At 39.6% G+C, this 21,087-nt stretch carries 14 protein-coding genes, 1 tRNA gene and 6 pseudogenes; 19 read left to right on the forward strand and 2 right to left on the reverse strand.

What is annotated here, in order from left to right:
• Positions 1-11: 11 nt before the first annotated feature.
• Genes rpmJ through rplQ form a run of 5 tightly spaced genes read left to right on the forward strand, consistent with a single transcriptional unit; the run spans position 12 to position 2,313 of the window.
• On the forward strand, positions 12-128 hold the full coding sequence (gene rpmJ, locus NST05_RS01350; protein WP_000868345.1) for a 50S ribosomal protein L36: 117 nt from the start codon (positions 12-14) through the stop codon (positions 126-128).
• A 17-nt stretch (positions 129-145) separates the two neighbouring features.
• Positions 146-511, forward strand: coding sequence for a 30S ribosomal protein S13 (rpsM, locus tag NST05_RS01355; RefSeq protein WP_002885820.1), 366 nt, complete (start codon positions 146-148; stop codon positions 509-511).
• Positions 512-538: 27 nt separating this feature from the next.
• Positions 539-922, forward strand: coding sequence for a 30S ribosomal protein S11 (gene rpsK, locus NST05_RS01360; RefSeq protein ID WP_002887520.1), 384 nt, complete (start codon positions 539-541; stop codon positions 920-922).
• 48 nt (positions 923-970) lie between these two features.
• Positions 971-1,909 carry a DNA-directed RNA polymerase subunit alpha gene (locus tag NST05_RS01365; RefSeq protein WP_084829151.1) on the forward strand — a complete coding sequence of 313 codons (939 nt, stop codon included), beginning with the start codon at positions 971-973 and terminating at the stop codon, positions 1,907-1,909.
• 17 nt (positions 1,910-1,926) lie between these two features.
• The gene (rplQ, locus tag NST05_RS01370) at positions 1,927-2,313 is read left to right on the forward strand and encodes a 50S ribosomal protein L17 (RefSeq protein WP_002952134.1); all 387 of its coding nucleotides are present in this window, start codon (positions 1,927-1,929) and stop codon (positions 2,311-2,313) included.
• Positions 2,314-2,507: 194 nt separating this feature from the next.
• Here the strand turns inward: rplQ and NST05_RS11020 are convergent.
• A pseudogene (locus NST05_RS11020) lies at positions 2,508-3,499 on the reverse strand (IS30 family transposase).
• A 153-nt stretch (positions 3,500-3,652) separates the two neighbouring features.
• Between NST05_RS11020 and NST05_RS01385 the strand changes: the two are divergent.
• The 6 genes and pseudogenes from NST05_RS01385 to NST05_RS01410 all read left to right on the forward strand — a co-directional run bounded on the left by NST05_RS01385 (position 3,653) and on the right by NST05_RS01410 (position 7,719).
• A pseudogene (locus tag NST05_RS01385) lies at positions 3,653-4,948 on the forward strand (gamma-glutamylcysteine synthetase).
• Between the two features lie 184 nt (positions 4,949-5,132).
• Positions 5,133-5,218: transfer RNA gene (locus tag NST05_RS01390), tRNA-Leu, on the forward strand.
• A gap of 147 nt (positions 5,219-5,365) precedes the next feature.
• Positions 5,366-6,247 carry a class II fructose-bisphosphate aldolase gene (locus NST05_RS01395; RefSeq protein ID WP_014608782.1) on the forward strand — a complete coding sequence of 294 codons (882 nt, stop codon included), beginning with the start codon at positions 5,366-5,368 and terminating at the stop codon, positions 6,245-6,247.
• A gap of 171 nt (positions 6,248-6,418) precedes the next feature.
• Positions 6,419-6,775: a hypothetical protein gene (locus NST05_RS01400; protein ID WP_084829149.1), complete on the forward strand. Its 357-nt coding sequence runs from the start codon at positions 6,419-6,421 to the stop codon at positions 6,773-6,775.
• A gap of 32 nt (positions 6,776-6,807) precedes the next feature.
• Positions 6,808-7,146 (forward strand): hypothetical protein, encoded by a 339-nt coding sequence (locus NST05_RS01405; RefSeq protein WP_084829148.1) that lies wholly within the window; start codon positions 6,808-6,810, stop codon positions 7,144-7,146.
• Between the two features lie 12 nt (positions 7,147-7,158).
• Positions 7,159-7,719, forward strand: coding sequence for a TIGR01440 family protein (locus NST05_RS01410; protein WP_084826182.1), 561 nt, complete (start codon positions 7,159-7,161; stop codon positions 7,717-7,719).
• A 55-nt stretch (positions 7,720-7,774) separates the two neighbouring features.
• On the opposite strand, the pseudogene treR reads toward NST05_RS01410, so the two are convergent.
• Positions 7,775-8,485 (reverse strand): annotated as a pseudogene (gene treR, locus NST05_RS01415) (trehalose operon repressor).
• Between the two features lie 56 nt (positions 8,486-8,541).
• Here treR and NST05_RS01420 point away from each other — a divergent pair.
• From NST05_RS01420 to NST05_RS01455, 8 genes and pseudogenes are all read left to right on the forward strand, one after another.
• Positions 8,542-9,567 (forward strand): annotated as a pseudogene (locus tag NST05_RS01420) (glucose PTS transporter subunit IIA); the annotation flags it as partial.
• Between the two features lie 66 nt (positions 9,568-9,633).
• A pseudogene (locus NST05_RS01425) lies at positions 9,634-10,761 on the forward strand (alpha-amylase family glycosyl hydrolase).
• Between the two features lie 80 nt (positions 10,762-10,841).
• Positions 10,842-12,737 (forward strand): M13 family metallopeptidase, encoded by a 1,896-nt coding sequence (locus NST05_RS01430; protein WP_014608759.1) that lies wholly within the window; start codon positions 10,842-10,844, stop codon positions 12,735-12,737.
• A 138-nt stretch (positions 12,738-12,875) separates the two neighbouring features.
• Positions 12,876-15,468, forward strand: a pseudogene (gene adhE, locus NST05_RS01435) (bifunctional acetaldehyde-CoA/alcohol dehydrogenase).
• A gap of 603 nt (positions 15,469-16,071) precedes the next feature.
• Complete coding sequence (gene thrC, locus NST05_RS01440; RefSeq protein WP_014608753.1) at positions 16,072-17,556, forward strand: threonine synthase; 1,485 nt, start codon at positions 16,072-16,074, stop codon at positions 17,554-17,556.
• Between the two features lie 57 nt (positions 17,557-17,613).
• Complete coding sequence (locus NST05_RS01445; protein WP_084829145.1) at positions 17,614-18,903, forward strand: MATE family efflux transporter; 1,290 nt, start codon at positions 17,614-17,616, stop codon at positions 18,901-18,903.
• Between the two features lie 109 nt (positions 18,904-19,012).
• The gene (locus NST05_RS01450; protein ID WP_084829144.1) at positions 19,013-19,378 is read left to right on the forward strand and encodes an Asp23/Gls24 family envelope stress response protein; all 366 of its coding nucleotides are present in this window, start codon (positions 19,013-19,015) and stop codon (positions 19,376-19,378) included.
• A complete protein-coding gene (locus NST05_RS01455) occupies positions 19,378-21,045 on the forward strand; it encodes a DAK2 domain-containing protein (RefSeq protein ID WP_084829143.1) in 1,668 nt (555 codons plus the stop codon). The genes NST05_RS01450 and NST05_RS01455 overlap by 1 nt, the downstream gene beginning before the upstream one ends.
• Positions 21,046-21,087: the final 42 nt, after the last annotated feature.

The following is a 21,087-nucleotide window of genomic DNA, read 5'->3' on the forward strand; positions in this document are numbered from 1 at the left end:
GGGATTAAAACATGAAGGTAAGACCATCGGTTAAACCAATTTGCGAATACTGTAAAGTTATTCGTCGTAACGGTCGTGTTATGGTAATTTGTCCAACAAATCCAAAACACAAACAACGTCAAGGATAATATAGAAAGGAGAAATCATGGCTCGTATTGCTGGAGTTGACATTCCAAACGATAAACGTGTAGTAATTTCACTTACTTACGTATACGGTATCGGACTTGCAACATCTAAGAAAATCTTGGCTGCTGCAGGCGTTTCTGAAGACATCCGCGTTAAAGATTTGACAAATGATCAAGAAGACGCTATTCGTCGTGAAGTGGATGCAATCAAAGTTGAAGGTGACCTTCGTCGTGAGGTTAACCTTAACATCAAACGTTTGATGGAAATCGGTTCATACCGTGGTATCCGTCACCGTCGTGGACTTCCTGTCCGTGGGCAAAACACTAAAAACAATGCCCGCACTCGTAAAGGTAAAGCTGTTGCGATTGCAGGTAAGAAAAAATAATCTAAAATACAATAGGAGGTAAAAACATTGGCTAAACCAACACGTAAACGTCGTGTGAAAAAGAATATCGAATCTGGTATTGCTCACATTCACGCTACTTTCAATAACACTATTGTTATGATTACAGATGTGCATGGTAATGCTGTAGCTTGGTCATCAGCTGGTGCTCTTGGTTTCAAAGGTTCTCGTAAATCTACACCATTTGCTGCCCAAATGGCTTCTGAAGCTGCTGCTAAATCTGCACAAGAACACGGTCTTAAGACAGTTGAAGTAACTGTTAAGGGTCCTGGTTCAGGTCGTGAGTCTGCTATCCGTGCTCTTGCTGCTGCTGGTCTAGAAGTAACAGCAATCCGTGATGTAACTCCTGTACCACATAATGGTGCTCGTCCTCCAAAACGTCGTCGTGTGTAATTTTTAATAACAATAGTACACAAGATTCGTTTCGAGGGAGTATAATAAATGATTGAGTTTGAAAAACCAATAATAACAAAAATTGATGAAAATAAAGATTACGGCAAATTTGTCATCGAACCACTAGAACGTGGTTATGGTACAACTTTGGGTAACTCTCTTCGTCGTGTACTCTTGTCATCACTTCCAGGTGCTGCCGTAACATCAATTAAAATTGATGGAGTGCTCCACGAGTTTGATACCGTACCAGGCGTCCGTGAAGACGTGATGCAAATTATCCTTAATATTAAGGGACTTGCTGTAAAATCTTACGTCGAAGACGAAAAAACAATTGAACTTGATGTTCAAGGTCCAGCTGAGGTTACTGCTGGAGATATCTTGACTGATAGTGACATTGAAATTGTTAACCCTGATCATTATCTTTTTACTATCGCTGAGGGTGCTTCATTCCAAGCAACAATGACAGTATCTACAAACCGTGGTTATGTTCCAGCAGAAGAAAATAAAAAAGATGATGCACCAGTGGGAACTTTGGCTGTAGATTCAATCTACACACCAGTGAAAAAAGTCAATTATCAAGTTGAACCTGCTCGTGTAGGTAGCAATGATGGTTTTGATAAATTGACAATCGAAATCGTGACAAACGGAACAATCATCCCAGAAGATGCCCTCGGTCTCTCGGCTCGAGTTTTGATTGAACACTTGAATTTGTTTACGGATCTTACTGATGTGGCTAAAGCTACAGATGTGATGAAGGAAACTGAAAAAGTGAACGATGAAAAATTGCTTGATCGTACCATCGAAGAACTTGATTTGTCTGTACGCTCATATAACTGTTTGAAACGTGCCGGTATCAATACCGTTCATGATTTGACAGAGAAGACTGAGCCTGAAATGATGAAAGTCCGTAACCTAGGTCGTAAATCACTTGAAGAAGTCAAAGTTAAATTGGCTGATATTGGACTTGGACTTAAAAATGATAAATAATAATATAGGAGGATAACATGGCATACCGTAAACTTGGACGCACAAGCTCTCAACGTAAAGCGGTTCTTCGTGATTTGACTACAGATCTTATCATTAACGAAGCAATCGTTACAACTGAAGCACGTGCTAAAGAAATCCGTAAAACAGTTGAAAAAATGATTACTCTTGGTAAACGTGGTGATTTGCACGCACGTCGTCAAGCAGCTGCATTTGTACGTAACGAAATTGCATCTGAAAGCTATGATGAAGCAACTGATAAATATACATCAACAACTGCTCTTCAAAAACTTTTCTCAGAAATCGCACCTCGTTATACTGAACGTAACGGTGGATACACTCGTATCCTTAAAACAGAACCACGTCGTGGCGATGCTGCCCCAATGGCAATTATCGAACTTGTTTAATTTTTATCAATTTTGTTGAGTGTTATGATGATGGAATAGCTTAGCTTTTCTTAGTCTAGCTCTGGTCTACCGCTGGGCAGACGCCCAGCGGGAACACTCATCATAAAAAAGGGAATAAATAAGCATGTAACGCTTGTTTACGAAAGATAATACTGTTATTTTTCGTAAGCAGGCGTTTTTCATATCTTGAATTGTCAAATTAAGTGCATACTTTCCCCATAAAATACTTCATAAGGTGTTTTCCAGTTAAGATATTTTTGTGGGCTATTATTAAGTTTGTTCTTCCACAGCTGAATAATCTGATCATTAACCAATGTTACATCACTCTCTTTGGGAAAATGTTCTCTTAGTAGTCCATTCGTATTCTCATTAGTCCCTCGTTGCCATGGAGCATGGGGATCAGGAAAATAGACTTAAATTTTTAATTGATCACACAACTTCTGATGATAGGGACACTCTTTCCCTCTATCAGGAGTCACAGTATGCTTGGTCAAGGGTTCTAGCATTTTTACCATAGCTTCTATTACCAACTTACTTTTCTTGACAGCTACCTTCTGGATTTTTAGAAAACGATAATAACGGTCAGTTAGAGTCACTAAACAAGATTTTCCAGTTTTACCTGCAACAGTATCGGCTTCCCAATCTCCTATTCTAGTTCGGTTATTAGCATCTTTGGGTCTTTCTTGAATTGTATGAGATATAGAGATTTTCCCTCTATTTTCGACATAACCTTTTGTATGACGCTTTTTGCCACGATGGCGGAGCTTGCGAATGACAACCACGAGCACCATGAGATAGTGAGTTGTTATCAAAATGTTCTTTGTAAATGGCTCTATAACTTGTTTGATAACTAATAACAGCCTTTCCATACTCTAATCTCAACCGACCTTCTATTTCTTCAGGAGACCATTGATACTCGAGAAATAGATGTTTGACGGACGGTATTGCTTAAATTGCGATCTATTTCAAGTATCCGTTTCCGCCCAAAGTGTGATTTAGCAATATAGTAGGATTTCTGTGCATGACATGGAGAATAGTTTCCTTCTCTTAGATGTCGCTTTCACTCACGACTAATACTAGAGGGATAACGATGAAGTAACTTAGCAATTTGAGACAAATTTAGGCCTTGCGTACGGTAAACGAGAATACTTTCACGCTCTTCTATGGTAAAGTGATGGTAGCTCATAAGACTTCCTTTCGTAACTAGTTCGTTCAATTCTATTTTACTAGAAAATCTTATGAGTTTTTATTGTGCACTTATATTGTATATTCAAACTATAAATGGTCTGAATATTTTGATATAATGGAAAAAACTTATTTTTACATGGGGGATTTTATTGTGACAAGAGTCAAGGAGCTGCTTAAACAAAGGTACTATAAGCCAATCAAAGATCATCCTGAACTATTTGTTGAAATCGAGTTGGAATACCCTGTAGTTAATTTGAGTGTGAATGCTACTGATGTTTCTCTATCGAAATAGCTATTCATCTATCTTCTAAATAATTTTGATTTTCATGCGGATAAGTTTGATTATGATAATAATCCTATTCAGCTTATTGATCAGGTTTCTGGTGATATGATTCTTTTTGAGGTCTCATACAATATAATTGAATTTGCTTTTGCAAAGGCTAGCCGCATTGCTGAAGTTGAGGAACGTCTAGGCACTTACCTCAGTATGATTCAACCGTATCTTCGTGACCATAATCATGAGTTGCAAGGATGGGGCGTAAATCCAAACTGGGCAAAAAATGATAATAGGCCTGTTAAATCTCCTCGTTATAAGATGCTTATGAATTTTCTTGAGCTCTCTAAAGCAAAGAATGATCCTTTCTTTCACGATTACCCTGAATATGGCTCTTTTATCTGTGGAAGTCAGGTACAGTTAGATGTCTCAAAAACATCCTATTCGAGAGTTCTAAATGCTTTTAATCAAATAGAGGGACCCAAGGCGGTATTATTGGCAAACTCTTAATTTTGGGGTTCTGATTGGGATCTTGCGCTTTCACGTGATGTTTTCTGGGAGAATTCCATGCATGGTGTGTTTGAGGAAAATGCGGGGGTATTTCCGAAGGTGTTTGAAAACGAAGATGACTATTTTTCTTATCTATCCGAGACTGCAATTTTTACAGCTACGAGGGGTGAAGTGACTTACTATTTTGAACCTATTCGTGCTAAAGACTACTTGAATAAACCAGCTATTCAAGCCTGGTCTATTCATGGTAAAGAAGTTTCAATTCAGCCGAGTGAGGACGACTTTCAAACGCATCGTTCTTATCAATTTCAAGATTTAACGACTAGGGGAACCGTTGAGTTTCGAAGTGTTTGTACTCAGCCTTTCTCAGCGACTTTTGTACCAGCAGCCCTTCATCTTGGACTTTTAGTTAACTTAGAGGCACTAGAAAGTATTTTAAAAGGCACATCTTTATTTGAAGTTTTTGATTATGATTATCCTAGAATTCGTTGCTTGTTTTCGAAAAAGAAAATCTCAAAGACTGATTTAAAATTGATCTTGCCTTTGACAGAGGCTCTGCTAACTTGTGCAGAGGATGGGCTCAAAAATCGTGGCTTTGGAGAAGAAGTTTACTTAGCTCCTCTTCAAGAAAGATTAGCTGCTTTGAAAAATCGTTTAGACTAACTCCAGATAGTATAAATGTAATGTTTCGGAAAAGCTAAAAAAGTCAAAAAGCTTATTGACAATAGCATACAATAAATGGTATTATACAATAGTTGTTTCGAAAGAGACAAAAGAGAGTTTCAAAAAACTTTCAAAAAAGTATTGACATTGATTATCAAACTTGATATAATAACTAATGTTGTTAGCGGAAATGGCGGAATTGGCAGACGCGCAGGACTAAGGATCCTGTGACCGCTTTAGGTCGTGAGGGTTCAAGTCCCTCTTTCCGCAGAGTAACCAGTCAAGAGACTGGTTTTTTTTATATTAAAAAAATCAAAACGCTTACAAATCATAGAAAAACTAGTTTTTTGAGTCTAATTGTGATAAAATAAACATGTAAACGGGTTCAAACCCAAAAAAATATAGGAGGCCTTTATAATGGCAATCGTTTCAGCAGAAAAATTTGTTCAAGCAGCTCGTGACAATGGTTATGCAGTTGGTGGATTTAACACAAATAACCTTGAGTGGACTCAAGCTATCTTGCGTGCAGCAGAAGCTAAAAAAGCTCCAGTACTTATCCAAACTTCTATGGGTGCAGCTAAGTACATGGGTGGTTACAAATTGTGTAAAGCTCTTATCGAAGAATTGGTTGAATCAATGGGAATCACTGTACCAGTTGCTATTCACCTTGATCACGGTCACTACGATGATGCTCTTGAGTGTATCGAAGTTGGTTACACTTCAATCATGTTTGATGGTTCACACCTTCCAATTGACGAAAACCTTAAATTGGCGAAAGAAATTGTAGAAAAAGCACACGCCAAAGGTATCTCAGTTGAAGCTGAAGTTGGTACTATCGGTGGTGAAGAAGACGGTATCGTCGGTAGAGGTGAATTGGCACCAATCGAAGATGCTAAAGCTATGGTTGCAACTGGTGTTGACTTCTTGGCTGCAGGTATCGGTAACATCCACGGTCCTTACCCAGAAAACTGGGAAGGTCTTGACCTTAACCACTTGCAAAAATTGACAGAAGCTGTACCAGGTTTCCCAATCGTATTGCACGGTGGATCAGGTATTCCTGATGATCAAATCCAAGAAGCTATCAAACTTGGTGTTGCTAAAGTTAACGTTAACACAGAATGTCAAATCGCATTTGCTAACGCAACACGTAAATTTGTTGCTGAATACGAAGCAAATGAAGCAGAATACGACAAGAAGAAACTCTTCGACCCACGTAAATTCTTGAAACCAGGTTTCGAAGCTATTACAGAAGCTGTTGAAGAACGTATCGATGTATTTGGTTCAGCAAACAAAGCTTAATTAGACTGTAAAAACAAGATCCAGGAAGGATCTTGTTTTTTGTAGCAGAATAATGAGAAAGTCTTTGTCGATAGATAAACAAAGACTAATCTTCTATCTGGACTTTATTTAAGAGATAGCCCTTTTAAGATAATAGGACCTATTTCCTAACTTTTTAAGATATGCTATAGTATGAATATGTTTGATAATTATATTGTACCTGTATTTTTTGGTGGTGGAGCTCTTGCTCTACTTGGTTTATTGTTATTTGGTTGGGCCTTGCCTTCATTTTTGAAGGGGAAGTGGTCCTATTTGATTTCCTTACTAGGCCTAGGTTTGGTTGCTTTTGCTTATTTTGATGGGACGATTGTTATCACTTATAAAATATGGCTTGGCTTGCTTGGTGTTATCATTATTGGTTGGGGCTTTCCTTTCAACAATCGCAAGGGACACCGTGCTATGACCATTTTTTGGAGCATCATGGCCATTGTTGTTGGTATTGCTGCTATTGCCTTCATTTTTGCTTATGGTGTTATTAACCGCCACTAACATGAATCTATAAAACATGCTATAATAATGGCATGTTTTATTTTATGACCCTATCATTTATTATCATGCCTGCTTTGGGATGCTTCTTAATCGGTTTAGTATTGGCTAAATCAGATCGTTGGACTTTTTCTTGGATTCTATCCTTAATAGGTCTTGTGGCTTTTATTTCTTCTTTTTGGCATATAGAGCGTGCAGACCTATGGTTTATGCTTGGCTATAGTTTTGGTCCTTTTTTGATGGGATTTGGTTTTACATGGGATCTAAGTAATAAGCGTCGTATGCAGCTGCTACTGTTAGGGCTGTTTTTCCTTATCTTTTTTATGATTTTGTACTATCTTATTGTTCGAATCTTGAATACAGCTGTTGTTTAAAGGAGGTCTGTGATGTTGCTAGATTTAGAAGAGAAAACACGTGTACTTGTTGAAGACATTGTTGAGCGTTCGGCAATTGGATCTGGAGCCATATTTGTATTAGGTTTATCTTCCAGTGAGGTTGTTGGTGGAATTATCGGAAAAGCTTCTAGTCGTGAAATTGGTCAACGAATTGTAAAAACTATTCTTGAGGTTTTGGAACCTAAAGGAATTTACTTGGCTGTACAAGGCTGTGAACATTTGAATCGGGCTTTAGTTGTTGAGCGTGAGCTTGCTTTGGCTAAAGATTTGGAAATTGTCAATGTGCTTCCAACTCTGCATGCTGGTGGGAGTGGTCAGTTGGCTGCTTTTGATTACATGGAGGATCCTGTTGAGGTAGAAGAGATATTGGCTCAGGCTGGTATTGATATTGGGGATACGTCTATTGGTATGCATGTGAAAAGGGTTCAGGTTCCTCTTCGCCCTATTACTTCAGAATTAGGAGGTGCCCATGTGACTGCTTTGGCGAGTCGCCCTAAGTTGATTGGTGGTGCTCGTGCGGAGTATTTAGCGGATCCTATTCGTAAAAACTAAAAAGTATCGGACGTTTATGTGTCCGATACTTTTTATGTTGGTCGGGTCTTTAGCTTCAGTGATGACGCTTGGCATAATAGACAAATTTGAACTTTTCAAGTTTATGTCGGCTTTCAGTGAACTGGAACTGATTTCCATTATTCAGATAAACTTTTGAGCGTATGCAGACGACGTGATGATCTTTACCGATATCGATGAGGATTTTGTCTTGCTCGCTAGTGTTGTCAATGGTGATTTCTTTAAAGGCATGAGAAATGCTAAGGTGGAGCTGATTTTCAAGATAATCATAGATGGAGTTCTCAGCGATGCTGCGGTTGAGTTGAGGCATAAGTCTCACATCAAGGTAATCAATATCAACAACAGAGGCACAGCCATCAACTATCCTTTGCCGAATAAGACACCAAACCTGTTGGCTTCTTGAAAATCCCGTTTTCTCTGAGAGAATGATGTCAACGATGATTTTGTCTAGAGAGATAATGTTAGTTTGTGATTTAAGGCCTTGTTGTTCTATGAGTTCTTGGTAACTGGTTAAGTCAGATACAGGGAAGTTCACTTGTTCTTGACTAATAACTTGAGAACCTGCCCCATGAATCTTTTTAACCAGACCTTATTCAACGAGTAAAGACAATACCTTTCGTATGGTGTATCGACTGACTTTGAAAGTTTCTACTAATTCTTGCTCGGTTGGCAGGAAGTCACCAACTTGATACTTTTGACAGTGGATAGCTTTTTCTAAATCTTTATAAACAATCTGATATTTTTTCATCTCATCCTTACTTGTTGGCAAAAAAATATACAACTATTATTTTTTCAAAGGTGCCAATCTTTGGTGCCTTCTATGCGCCTTTCGTTATCACTGGTCTTCACCATATGACTAATGCTATTGACCTTGAATTGGTGCGTACGGCAGGTGGTACTGGTTTATGACCAATGGATTTCCCTCTCTAACATTGCGCAGGGTTCAGCAGTGTTTGCTTACTATTTTATTAAACGTCATGATGAACGTGAAGCATAGATTTCACTTCCAGCAATTATTTCAGCTTATCTTGGTGTCACTGAACCAGCACTATTTGGTATTAACGTTAAGTATGTCTATCCATTAGTAGCAGGGATGTCTGATTCTGCCTTATCAGGATTACTTTCAACAGTCTTTGGCGTCCAAGCAAACTCTATTGGTATTGGTGGTCTTCTAGCTATTCTCTCTATTAAACCCCAATATTGGGGAATCTTTGCGATTATTATGGTTGTTGATATTGTGGCTGCTATGGTATTGATATTCCTCTTTCACAAAACTGGATTTTTAACGAAAACAGAGGAAGATGGACATGCACAAGAAACACTTAAAGAAGCTTCAGAAGGTTTGGTAGAACCAACTGTTTTTACTGAAACAACAGAGGTTATTAGTCCACTTGCTGGTCAAGTTAAATTGCTTAGCCAAGCGACAGACCCAGTATTCTCATCAGGTGTGATGGGATAGGGTCTTGTTATCGAACCAAATCAAGGTGAATTGGTTTCACCAGTAAATGGTACAGTGACAGTACTCTTCCCAAATAAGCATGCAGTAGGCATTGTTTCTGAGGAAGGTGTTGAAATGTCGATACACATCGGTATGGATACTGTTAGCCTTGACGGAAAAGGATTTGAAGCACATATGAACAAGGGGATAAGGTTGTTGTTGGTCAAAAACTTATCACTTTTGATGTGGAAGCGATTAAAGGTGCAGGTCTTATCACTGAAACACCAGTTATCATTACAAATCAAGATGATTTTCAAGCGGATGTTGAAGGGAATCTTCCACGTAATATCAAATGTGGTGATATTCTTATGATCATTCATCGCACAAAATAATCACGCATAAGGAGTGGAGACAATAGTCCCAACTTTTGACTTAAAAGTTCGGAAAAGGAATTAAATATGGCATTAGATAAAACAAAGGTTATTTATCAAATCTATCCGAAATCATATAGGGACACTACAGGAAATGGAATCGGTGATTTCAGAGGCATCATTGAAAAATGCCTTATCTGTCAGAACTAGGCGTGGATATGGTTTGGCTTAATCCTTTTTATCCAAGCCCACAACGTGACAATGGTTACGACATTTCAGATTATACAGCGGTAAATTCTGTATTTGGGGATATGGCTGATTTTGAAGAAATGGTCCGAGTTGGTAAAGAACACAAGATTGACTTTATGCTAGACATGGTGCTTAACCATTGCTCAACGGAGCATGAGTAGTTTCAAAAAGCATTGGCTGGGGACAAGTATTATCAAGATTTCTACTTTATTCAGGACCAGACAACAGATTGGTTGTCTAAATTTGGCGGCTCTGCTTGGGCACCATTTTGGGGATACGGGGAAATACTATGATCAACCTCGTGCCTTGAATCGCTTTTTGGATATCAAGAACTTCCGTGATGAAGGAGCGACCGTGCTAGCCGCTAGCATTCACTTGTCAAGTAGAACACCATACATCTACATGGGTGAAGAAATCGGGATGGTTGATCCAGACTATGATTCGATGGCAGATTACGTAGATGTGGAATCCATCAATGCTTATCAAATGCTTTTGGACCAAGGTAAATCTCCTGAGCAAGCCTTCAAGATTACCCAAGCTAAGTCACGTGATAATTCTCGTACGCCAATGCAATGGGATGCTTCTGAGAATGCAGGTTTTTCAACAGGTACTCCATGGTTGAAAGCTAGTAAATCTTACAAAGACATTAACGTTGAAAATGAGATTAATAGATCAATCTTTAAATTCGATAAAGAATTAATTCGCTTGCGTAAAGAAATGCCGATCATTTCAGAAGGAAGCTACCAGCCAGCACTTGAAGATAGTCAACAGGTCTACGTCTTTGGACGCTACTTAGGCGATCAAAAACTCTTGGTGCTCAATAATTTTTATGGAAGTGAAGCTGAAGTGGGGATTCCAGAAGAATACCAAGCAGGGCGCGTGCTCTTGTCCAACTATGACGATGCGGAGCTTACTGAAAAGGTAAGCCTAAAACCTTATCAAACCCTATCAATCTTAGTTAAATAAGACAAACTTTCCTCAGTAAATGTTTTTGCTGGGAATTTTTGTTATAATAAAAACACTTTTATGTTGATGGAGGAAGTGTAATGACACGCTTACAAGATGATTTTTACCATGCGATTAATGGTGAGTGGGAAAAGACAGCAGTGATTCCAGATGACAAACCATGTACAGGTGGTTTCTCAGATTTAGCAGATGAAATTGAAGACCTCATGCTTGAAACAACTGATCAGTGGTTGGCAGGAGAGAATGTTCCTGACAATGCCATTCTACAAAACTTTATAAAGTTTCACCGTATGACTGCGGACTATGATAGACGTGAGGCAGTTGGTATAGAGCCTGTTAAACCTTTGATTGAAGAATACAAGAAGCTTTCCTCATTCTCAGAATTTGCTTCGAAAATTGCTGAGTATGAGATGTCTGGTAAGCCCAATGAGTTTCCATTCAGTGTGTCTCCAGACTTTATGAATGCTCAATTAAATGTCCTCTGGGCTGACGCACCGGGTATTATTTTGCCTGATACTACCTATTATACGGAGGATAATGAGAAGGGAAAGGAGCTTTTAGAAATTTGGCGTGAGATGCAAGAAGAACTCTTGGGGAAATATGGCTTTACAGCTGAGGAAATCAAAGACCTCTTGGATAAGGTTATTGACCTTGATGCTAAGTTGGCTAAGTATGTCCTTTCGCACGAAGAATCTTCAGAGTATGTAGAACTCTACCACCCATATGATTGGGCAGATTTCACCAAGCTGGCGCCTGAACTCCCACTTGATAGTATCTTCACAGAAATCTTGGGACAAGTCCCTGACAAGGTTATCGTCTCTGAAGAGCGCTTCTGGACAGAATTCGCGGCGGAATATTACTCAGAAGCAAATTGGGAGTTACTAAAGGCGGTCCTACTTATCGATGCTACAACATCATGGAATGCCTATTTGACAGACGAACTTCGTGTTCTATCTGGAAAATATAGCCGTGCGCTTTCAGGAACACCACAAGCTATGGATAAGAAAAAAGCAGCTTTCTACTTGGCACAAGGACCTTACAATCAGGCTCTAGGACTTTGGTATGCAGGTGAGAAATTCTCGCCAGAAGCCAAGGCAGACGTCGAAGCCAAAGTAGCAACTATGATTGACGTTTATAAATCACGCCTTCAAACAGCGGATTGGTTGGCTCCTGAGACGCGCGAAAAAGCTATAACGAAGCTGAATGTCATCACACCTCATATCGGTTATCCAGAAAAATTGCCAGAGACCTATGACAAGAAGATTATTGATGAGAACTTGTCACTGGTTGAGAATGCACAGAAGTTAGTTGAAATTTCAATTGCTCATAGCTGGAGCAAGTGGAATAAACCTGTTGATCGTAGTGAGTGGCACATGCCTGCCCACATGGTTAATGCTTACTATGATCCACAGCAGAACCAAATTGTTTTCCCGGCAGCTATCCTGCAAGCACCTTTTTATGATATTGCGCAAAGTTCATCAGCCAACTATGGTGGTATTGGGGCTGTAATTGCTCACGAGATTTCCCATGCCTTTGATACTAATGGTGCTTCCTTCGATGAAAACGGTAGTCTTAAGAACTGGTGGACTGAAGACGATTACGCAGCCTTTAAAGAACGTACTGATAAAATTGTGGACCAGTTTGAGGGCTTGGATTCTTATGGTGCTAAGGTCAACGGCAAACTGACTGTTTCTGAGAATGTGGCAGACCTTGGTGGTGTGGCGTGTGCCTTAGAAGCAGCTAAACGTGATGAAGATTTTTCGGTTCGAGAATTCTTTATCAACTTTGCGACGATTTGGCGTACGAAGGCACGTGAAGAATATATGCAAATGTTGGCTAGCGTGGATGTTCATGCCCCAGCTAAATGGCGTACCAATGTTATCGTGACCAACTTCGACGAATTTCACAAAGAATTTGACGTCAAAGAGGGAGACGGCATGTGGCGTGCCCCAGAAGATCGTGTTATTATTTGGTAAAAAGTGATGAAATCTGTCCAAAATGGACGGATTTCTTTATTTTTATACATGTAAGGGTTTACATAATATGTATAAACACTGTAATAGATTTGTGTTAAAACTTGTGAAGTTTTTAACAAGCATTCAAAGGAGTTTCATATGACTAAACAAACTAAAGATGTTCAAACAGTAATAGATGAATTGGCAACAAAAGGTGTTGAAGCCCTCGATGCCATGGCTAACTTTACGCAGGAGCAAGTGGACCACATTGTTCACCAAGCTGCGATTGCTGCTCTAGATAAACATATGTATTTGGCAAAATTGGCTGTTGATGAAACAGGCCGTGGTATTTATGAAGATAAAGCCATCAAAAACATGTATGCTTCTGAATACATTTGGAATAGTATTGAATATGACAAGCCAGTAGGCGTTATCGCTGAAGATAAAGAACAAGGTTTGGTTTCTATCGCTGAGCCAGTAGGCGTTATCTGTGGGGTGACACCAACAACTAACCCAACCTCAACAACGATTTTCAAAGCCCTTATCGCTCTTTAGACTCGCAACTCTTATTGTCTTTGCCTTCCACCCATCAGCTCAAAAATCATCTGCAGAGGCAGCTCGTATCGTCCGTAATGCAGCTATTGAAGCGGGTGCACCTAAGAACTGTATTCAGTGGATTGAAGAGCCATCTATCGAAGCAACTGTTCTTTTGATGAACCATCCTAAGATTGCCACAGTACTTGCGACTGGTGGGCCTGGTATGGTTAAGGCAGCTTATTCAACTGGTTAAACCTGCTCTTGGTGTAGGCGCTGGGAATGTCCCATCTTATATTGCTGCTGATGCTAAAGTTAAGCGTGCTGTCAATGATCTCATCGTTTCAAAAACTTTTTGACAATGGTATGATTTGTTCTTCTGAACAAGCAGCTATCGTTGACGCAGCTATTTATGATGAAGTTAAGGCTGAATTTGAAGCACATCAATGTGTCATTATTTCTAAAAAAGCTGATATTGCTAAATTGGAAAAAGTAGTTCTTAATGAAGCACGTATAGCTATAAACGGCGCTATTGTAGGTCACTCAGCTATCGAAATTGCTGAAAAAGCTGGTCTTAAAGTACCTGAAGGAACAAAAATGCTTTTGGCAGAAATTCCAGATGCAACAATGGAACACCCACTTGCCTTGGAAAAATTGTCTCCAGTACTTATCCTTATCAAATCTGATGGCGTTGAAGATGGATTCAAAAAAGTAGAAGGCGTGCTCAATTTGGGAGGTATTGGACATACAGCTGTTATTCACACTGAAAATGAAGAGCTCCAACTCCAATACGGTATCCGTATGAAAGCTTGCCGTGTCTTGGTGAATAGTCCATCGGCTGAAGGTGGCATTGGTAATATCTATAACAACATGATTCCATCATTAACTCTTGGTTGTGGTTCACATGGTCATAACTCAATTTCACACAATGTTAGCTCATTTGATCTCTTGAATGTCAAGACATTGTCAAAGCGTCGCAATAACATGCAATGGTTTCGTGTCCCAACAAAAATCTTCTTCGAAAAAGATTCAATAACTTACTTGCATCACATTGAAGCTGACCGGGTGATGTTGGTTTGTGACCCTGGTATGGTTCAGTTTGGTTACGCTGACTTGGTTAAACGCAATTGGAACTTAACCGCCATAGACCAGCAGTAGATGTTTTCTCAGATGTTGAGCCAAATCCATCTACAATACAGTTTATAAAGGGTTGGAACGTTTTGTAGACATCCAACCAGATGTGATTATCGCTCTTGGTGGTGGTTCTGCAATGGATGCTGCTAAGGCTATCTGGATGTTCTTTGAATACCTAGATGTAAGCTTCTTCGGTGCTAAACAAAAATTCTTGGATATCCGTAAACGTACCTACAAGATTCCTTACGCTCAGAAGACACAATTCATCTGTATCCCAACAACTTCAGGGACAGGATCAGAAGTGACGTCATTTGCGGTTATCACTGATAGTGAAACTCACATCAAGTATCCATTGGCAGATTACGCTTTGACTCCAGATATGGCCATCGTTGACCCTGCTTTAGTAATAAGTGTGCCTGCTAGTGTTACAGCGGATACAGGTATGGACCGTTTTGACGCACGCTATTGAGTCTTACGTATCAGTAATGGCTAGCGACTATACACGTGGCCTCTCACTTCAAGCGATTAAACTTGTTTTTGAAAATCTCGAACATTCTTACCACTTTGCTGATGAAGAATCACGTGAAAAGATGCATAATGCGTCTACAATGGCTGGTATGGCCTTTGCCAATGCCTTTCCTTGGTATCAACCACTCACTAGCTCACAAGGTCGGTCCTATGTTTGACATTCCACACGGACGTACCAATGCGATTTTGATGCCTCACGTAATCCGTTACAATGGTCGTAATCCTCAAAAACATGCTATGTTCCCTAAAGATGATTACTTCCGTGCAGACAAGGATTACGCAGACATTACTCGTTTTATGGGATGGGGTATTGATAAACAATCAGATGCCGAATTGGTTGAAGTTTTGGCACAAAAAGTTTACGAATTGGGTGTTGCCGTGGGTATCAACATGAACTGGAAAGGCCAAGGGGTTACGAAGAAACTTCTTCAAGACACTGTCTATACTTTGGCAGAGCATGCGTACGAAGACCAAGATACAACTTGCTAATTCCAAAGAACCTCTTATTTCAGAATTGAAAGAAATTGTCGAAGTTGCCTTTGACTACAAAGGTTAAGTGATAGCCTAAAGTAGCTCTATGAGGGCTACTTTTTTGCTAAAGGCTACTATATTAGAGTGCTTATCCAAATTAAAAATAAAGGGCTTTCCTGAATAAGATAGAAAACGCTTTAAAAAATTGTTATAATAACCTTACGGTAAAATAAAGAGAGTTCTATGACAAAAGAAGAAGGACTTGGTTTGAATGCCACAGTGCATCTTCTCAATCCTCAGGAAATGAGGTCATCAAGGATCTCCATATGAAGGGGATAGAGCGACTAATAAGTTTAAAGAGATTTAATGTTGATAGGATGGTAACTGTTTACTTCAATCCTGGTCAAAAATTAAAAGAATCAAGGGACACAGTAACTTCAAAGAATAGTGTGGTAAGGGTAAATCAAAAGATATCAATTTTTCAACTAAGAATGATACCAAAGGAATGATACCAAAGATAAATTTTAAAAGAAAATCTGGGATAGAAATTCCGGATTTTTTCCGATATTTAAATGAAATTAAACAAGTGAAATCCGAATGATTCTCTCACAAGTTACAATATGTGTAGAAATTTTCTGACAATTATGCTACAATAGAGTCAAAGACTATCTAAAAAAGAGGATTTACCATGACACTTGTATACCAATCAACACGTGACGAAAACAATAAAGTAACAGCTAGTCAGGCTATTCTTCAAGGATTGGCAACAGATGGTGGCTTGTTCACTCCGCTGACAACACCTGAAGTTACTTTAGACTTTGATCACTTGAAAGATGCTTCTTACCAAGAAGTTGCTAAATTAGTTTTGTCTGCTTTCTTGGATGATTTTACTGAAGAAGAATTGGATTACTGTATCACAAATGCTTATGATGATAAGTTTGATACAGCTGCCATTGCTCCAGTGGTCAAACTTCAAAACCATTACAACCTTGAGCTTTTTCATGGTTCTACCATTGCTTTCAAAGATATGGCGCTTTCAATATTGCCCTATTTGCTAACAACATCAGCTAAGAAACAAGGTGTTGATAACAAGATTGTTATTTTGACAGCGACATCAGGGGATACTGGTAAAGCTGCCATGGCTGGTTTTGCAGATGTCCCTGAAACTGAAATTATTGTCTTTTATCCAAAAGATGGCGTTTCAAAAATCCAAGAACTGCAAATGACAACTCAAGCAGGTGCTAATACTCATGTTATTGCAATTGACGGTAATTTTGATGATGCCCAAACAAATGTGAAACGTATGTTTAACGATGTTGATTTGCGTAAGAAATTGTTGACTCATCATATGCAATTCTCATCAGCTAACTCAATGAACATTGGTCGTTTGGTACCACAAGTTGTTTACTATGTGTATGCCTATGCGCAGTTGGTGAAGGCAGGTCATATCAAAAATGGGGATAAGGTTAACTTCACAGTACCAACAGGAAACTTTGGTAACATCTTGGCGGCTTACTATGCAGGTCAAATTGGTGTTCCAGTTGGTAAAATAATCTGTGCTTCTAACGAAAATAATGTCCTTACAGACTTCTTTGCAACAGGTACTTATGACAAGAAACGTGACTTCAAGGTAACGACAAGTCCTTCTATGGACATTTTGGTATCTTCTAACCTAGAACGCTTGATTTTCCATCTCCTTGGTAATGATGCGGTTAAGACTAAAGAGCTTATGGATGCGCTTGTGACTAAAGGTGAGTACACTTTGGCTGATGCAGATAAAGGTATCCTTGATTTGTTTGCAGCGGGATTTGCAACTGAGGATGAAACAGCTGCTGAAATCAAACGTGTTTATGAAGAAGACAAGTATATTGAAGATCCTCACACAGCGGTTGCCTCAGCTGTTTACGAAGCATACGTTCAAAAGACAGATGATCACACACCAACAGTTATCGCTTCAACAGCTAGTCCATACAAGTTCCCACGTGTAGCGGTTTCAGCTGTTACTGGTAAAGATAGTGGTGATGACTTCAAGGCGGTAGAAGACTTGCACCAACTTTCAGGAGTAGATATCCCAGCTGCTGTAGATGGACTTGAACGTGCAGAAGTTCGCCATAAAACAGTTGTTGCTGCAGCTGATATGCAGAAAGCAGTTGAGAGCTATCTTGGTGTATAAGAAAAAAATAGGAGCTGAGAAATCAGCCCTATTTTTATCAATATAAAAGAAAGTATTATGACAGAAACAAAGAAAATTTTAAACATAGCCTTACCGGCTATGGCTGAGAACCTCTTACAAATGTTGATGGGGATTGTTGATTCTTACCTAGTAGCTCAGGTTGGTATTGTTGCTATATCGGGGGTTTCCGTGGCCAATAATATCATTACGATTTATCAGGCTATCTTCATTGCGCTGGGGGCTTCAAGTGCTAGTGTCATTGCTAGAAGCCTAGGAAAAGGAGACGTTAAAGCGACTAACAGAGATATCTGGGATGCTATTATTATTACTCTTGCTCTTAGTATCGTCTTGGGTCTACTCTCCATTTTTTTTGGTGGAGCCATTCTTAATCTTCTGGGAACTGAGCAATCTGTGACTCAGGCTGGCAGCCTCTATTTGGCTATAGTCGGTGGAGGTGTGATCTTTCTGGCTTTGATGACTACCTTTGGTAACATACTACGAGCCAAGGGACGTCCTCGTATTTCCATGGTCGTCAGTCTTTTGACCAATCTTCTTAACGCTCTTCTATCTTCTTTGGCTATTTTTGTTGGACATTGGGGGATTATTGGGGTAGCTACAGCTACGGTTTTTTCTCGCCTAGTTGGGACAGTCATATTATGGACTGCAATGAAATTGGATGTGAAACAGTTTGAAGTTACCAAACCTTTTAACAAGGAATTGTTGGGAATTGTTCTACCAGCAGCAGGTGAGCGGTTGATGATGCGTGCAGGGGATGTTGTTATAGTGGCCATCATCGTTACCTTTGGTACAGCAGTTGTTGGTGGTAATGCCATTGGTGAAAATCTCACCCAGTTTAACTATATGCCAGGTATGGGGGTAGCTACAGCCACGGTTATCTTGGTTGCCAATAGTTTGGGGCGAGGGGATACGGCGCAGATGAAGCGTATTATACGAGAGTCTTACTGGATTTCAACTTTCTTGATGGTTTTGGTTTCTGGAAGCATCTTACTTTTTGGCCGGGGCTTGTCAAGTTTCTTTACAGATAACAAAGTAGCTATTGCTGCTAGTCAGGTCGTTATTCTTTATTCATTCCTAGGAAATCCCGTAACTTCGGCGACTTTAGTCTTCACAGCAGCCTGGCAAGGTCTTGGGAAGGCCAAGATACCTTTTTACGCAACGACTATTGGGATGTGGCTAATCCGAATTTTCTCAGGCTACTTCCTAGGAGTGAGTTTGAGAATGGGCCTTGCAGGTGTCTGGATTGCAACGGTTGTTGATAATATATGGCGTGCGATCTTTCTCTACGTGATGTATCGTCATTATCTCGCAAAGAGACAGTTTAGATAATAACATGATGGGGAGATGCTTTTATTTAAAAGGTATCTTCTTCTTATTTTTTACAAGTAGTCTCGAATATGATAGAATAAACTGATAAAAACTTTTTGAGGTAGTAATTATGACTGTAAAAATCAATACAAAAGATGGTCAAATCGAATTGTCAGATGATGTCATCGCAACAGTAGTTGGCGGTTCAACAACAGAAATTTTTGGCGTTGTCGGTATGGCAAGTAAGAGTGCTATCCGAGATAATTTTCAAGCACTTCTTGGAAAAGAAAACTACGCAAAAGGAGTTGTCGTGAAATCTACTGATGCAGGTATCGCTGTGGATGTCTACACTGTTATGAGTTATGGTGTTAAGATTAGTGAGGTTTCAAAAAATATTCAAGAACGTGTGAAATTTAATCTTGAGAATCAACTCGGTATTAAGACAGAGGCAGTAAATGTTTACGTTCAAAATATCAAAGTCGTAGGAGAAAACTAGTGTCTAAAATTACAACAAGCTTACTTCAGGAGATGGTCCAAGCAGCAGCAACGCGTCTAGGTAAGCAAGCAGAATATGTGAATTCACTCAATGTCTTCCCAGTACCAGATGGAGATACTGGAACTAACATGGGAATGACTATGGATAATGGAGCCAAAGCTGTCGCAGATCAAACAGCTTCAACAGTTGGTGAAGTTGGTCAGATTTTGTCTAAAGGTCTCTTGATGGGTGCCCGTGGTAACTCAGGTGTTATTACGTCACAATTGTTTCGTGGTTTTGGTCAAAGCATCAAGGATAAAACGGAACTTGACGGCCAAGATCTAGCTCACGCCTTCCAATCAGGTGTTGAAGTTGCGTATAAAGCTGTTATGAAACCTGTCGAAGGAACAATCCTTACAGTATCACGTGGTGCAGCTTCAGCAGCGATTAAGAAAGCTGAGTCTACTAATGATACTGTTGAGGTTATGCGTGCAGCTCTTGACGGAGCTAAGGCCGCTTTGGCTAAGACACCAGAGATGCTTCCAGTATTGAAAGAAGTTGGTGTAGTAGACTCAGGTGGTCAAGGTTTAGTCTTTATTTATGAAGGTTTCTTGTCAGCCCTAACAGGTGAGTATATCGCTTCAGAGGACTTCCAAGCGACACCTGCTACTATGACAGAGATGATCAATGCAGAACATCATAAGGCAGTTGCAGGTCATGTTGCAACAGAAGATATTACCTTCGGGTACTGTACGGAAATCGTGATTGGTCTCAAACAAGGTCCAACTTATGTGAGAGACTTTGACTATGAGGAGTTTCAAAATTACTTGAGTAATCTTGGGGATTCTCTCCTTGTTGTTAACGACGATGAAATTGTAAAAGTTCACGTCCATACAGAGGATCCGGGTCTTGTCATGCAAGAAGGCCTTAAATATGGTGCTCTTGTCAAAGTTAAGGTTGAAAACATGCGTAAACAACACGATGCACAAGTTCAAAAAGCAGCAGCCATTCAAGCTTCGCCTTCTGCTCCTAAAGACTTTGCCTTTATTGCAGTTGTTGCCGGAGATGGACTTGCAGATATCTTTAAATCACAAGGAGTTGACTATGTGATTTCAGGTGGTCAAACAATGAACCCATCAACGGAGGATATCGTTAAGGCTATTGAGCAGGTTAATGCCAAGAATGTTATCATCTTGCCAAATAATAAAAACATCTTTATGGCAGCACAATCAGCCACTGAAGTAGTGAATATTAATGCGGCTGTTGTTGAAACACGTACAGTTCCACAAGGCTTTAGAAGCTTGCTTGCTTTCGATCCAAACCAAAGTATCGAAGCTAATGTTGAAGCTATGACAGTTAGTCTTTCGGATGTAACAAGTGGTAGCGTGACTTTGGCAGTACGTGACACAACTATTGATGGCCTTGAAATTCATGAAAATGATATCCTTGGTATGGTAGACGGTAAGATTCTTGTATCTACACCAGATATGGATCAAGCCCTTCTTGATACCTTTGAAAAGATGATTGACGAAGACAGCGAAATTGTTATGATTTACGTCGGCGAAGAAGGCAATCAAGAACAAGCACAAGCGCTCGCTGAAAAATTGGAAGAGATTCATGAAGATATCGAAGTTGAAATCTTCCAAGGGGACCAACCTGTGTACCCATATATCTTTAGCGTTGAATAATTTAAAAATAATCATTTTGGAAGTCTTAGGGCTTCCTTTTTT

Origin of the sequence: Streptococcus sp. FSL E2-3494 (genome assembly GCF_038007085.1) — a bacterium.
Classification (GTDB): Bacteria; Bacillota; Bacilli; order Lactobacillales; family Streptococcaceae; genus Streptococcus; species Streptococcus thermophilus.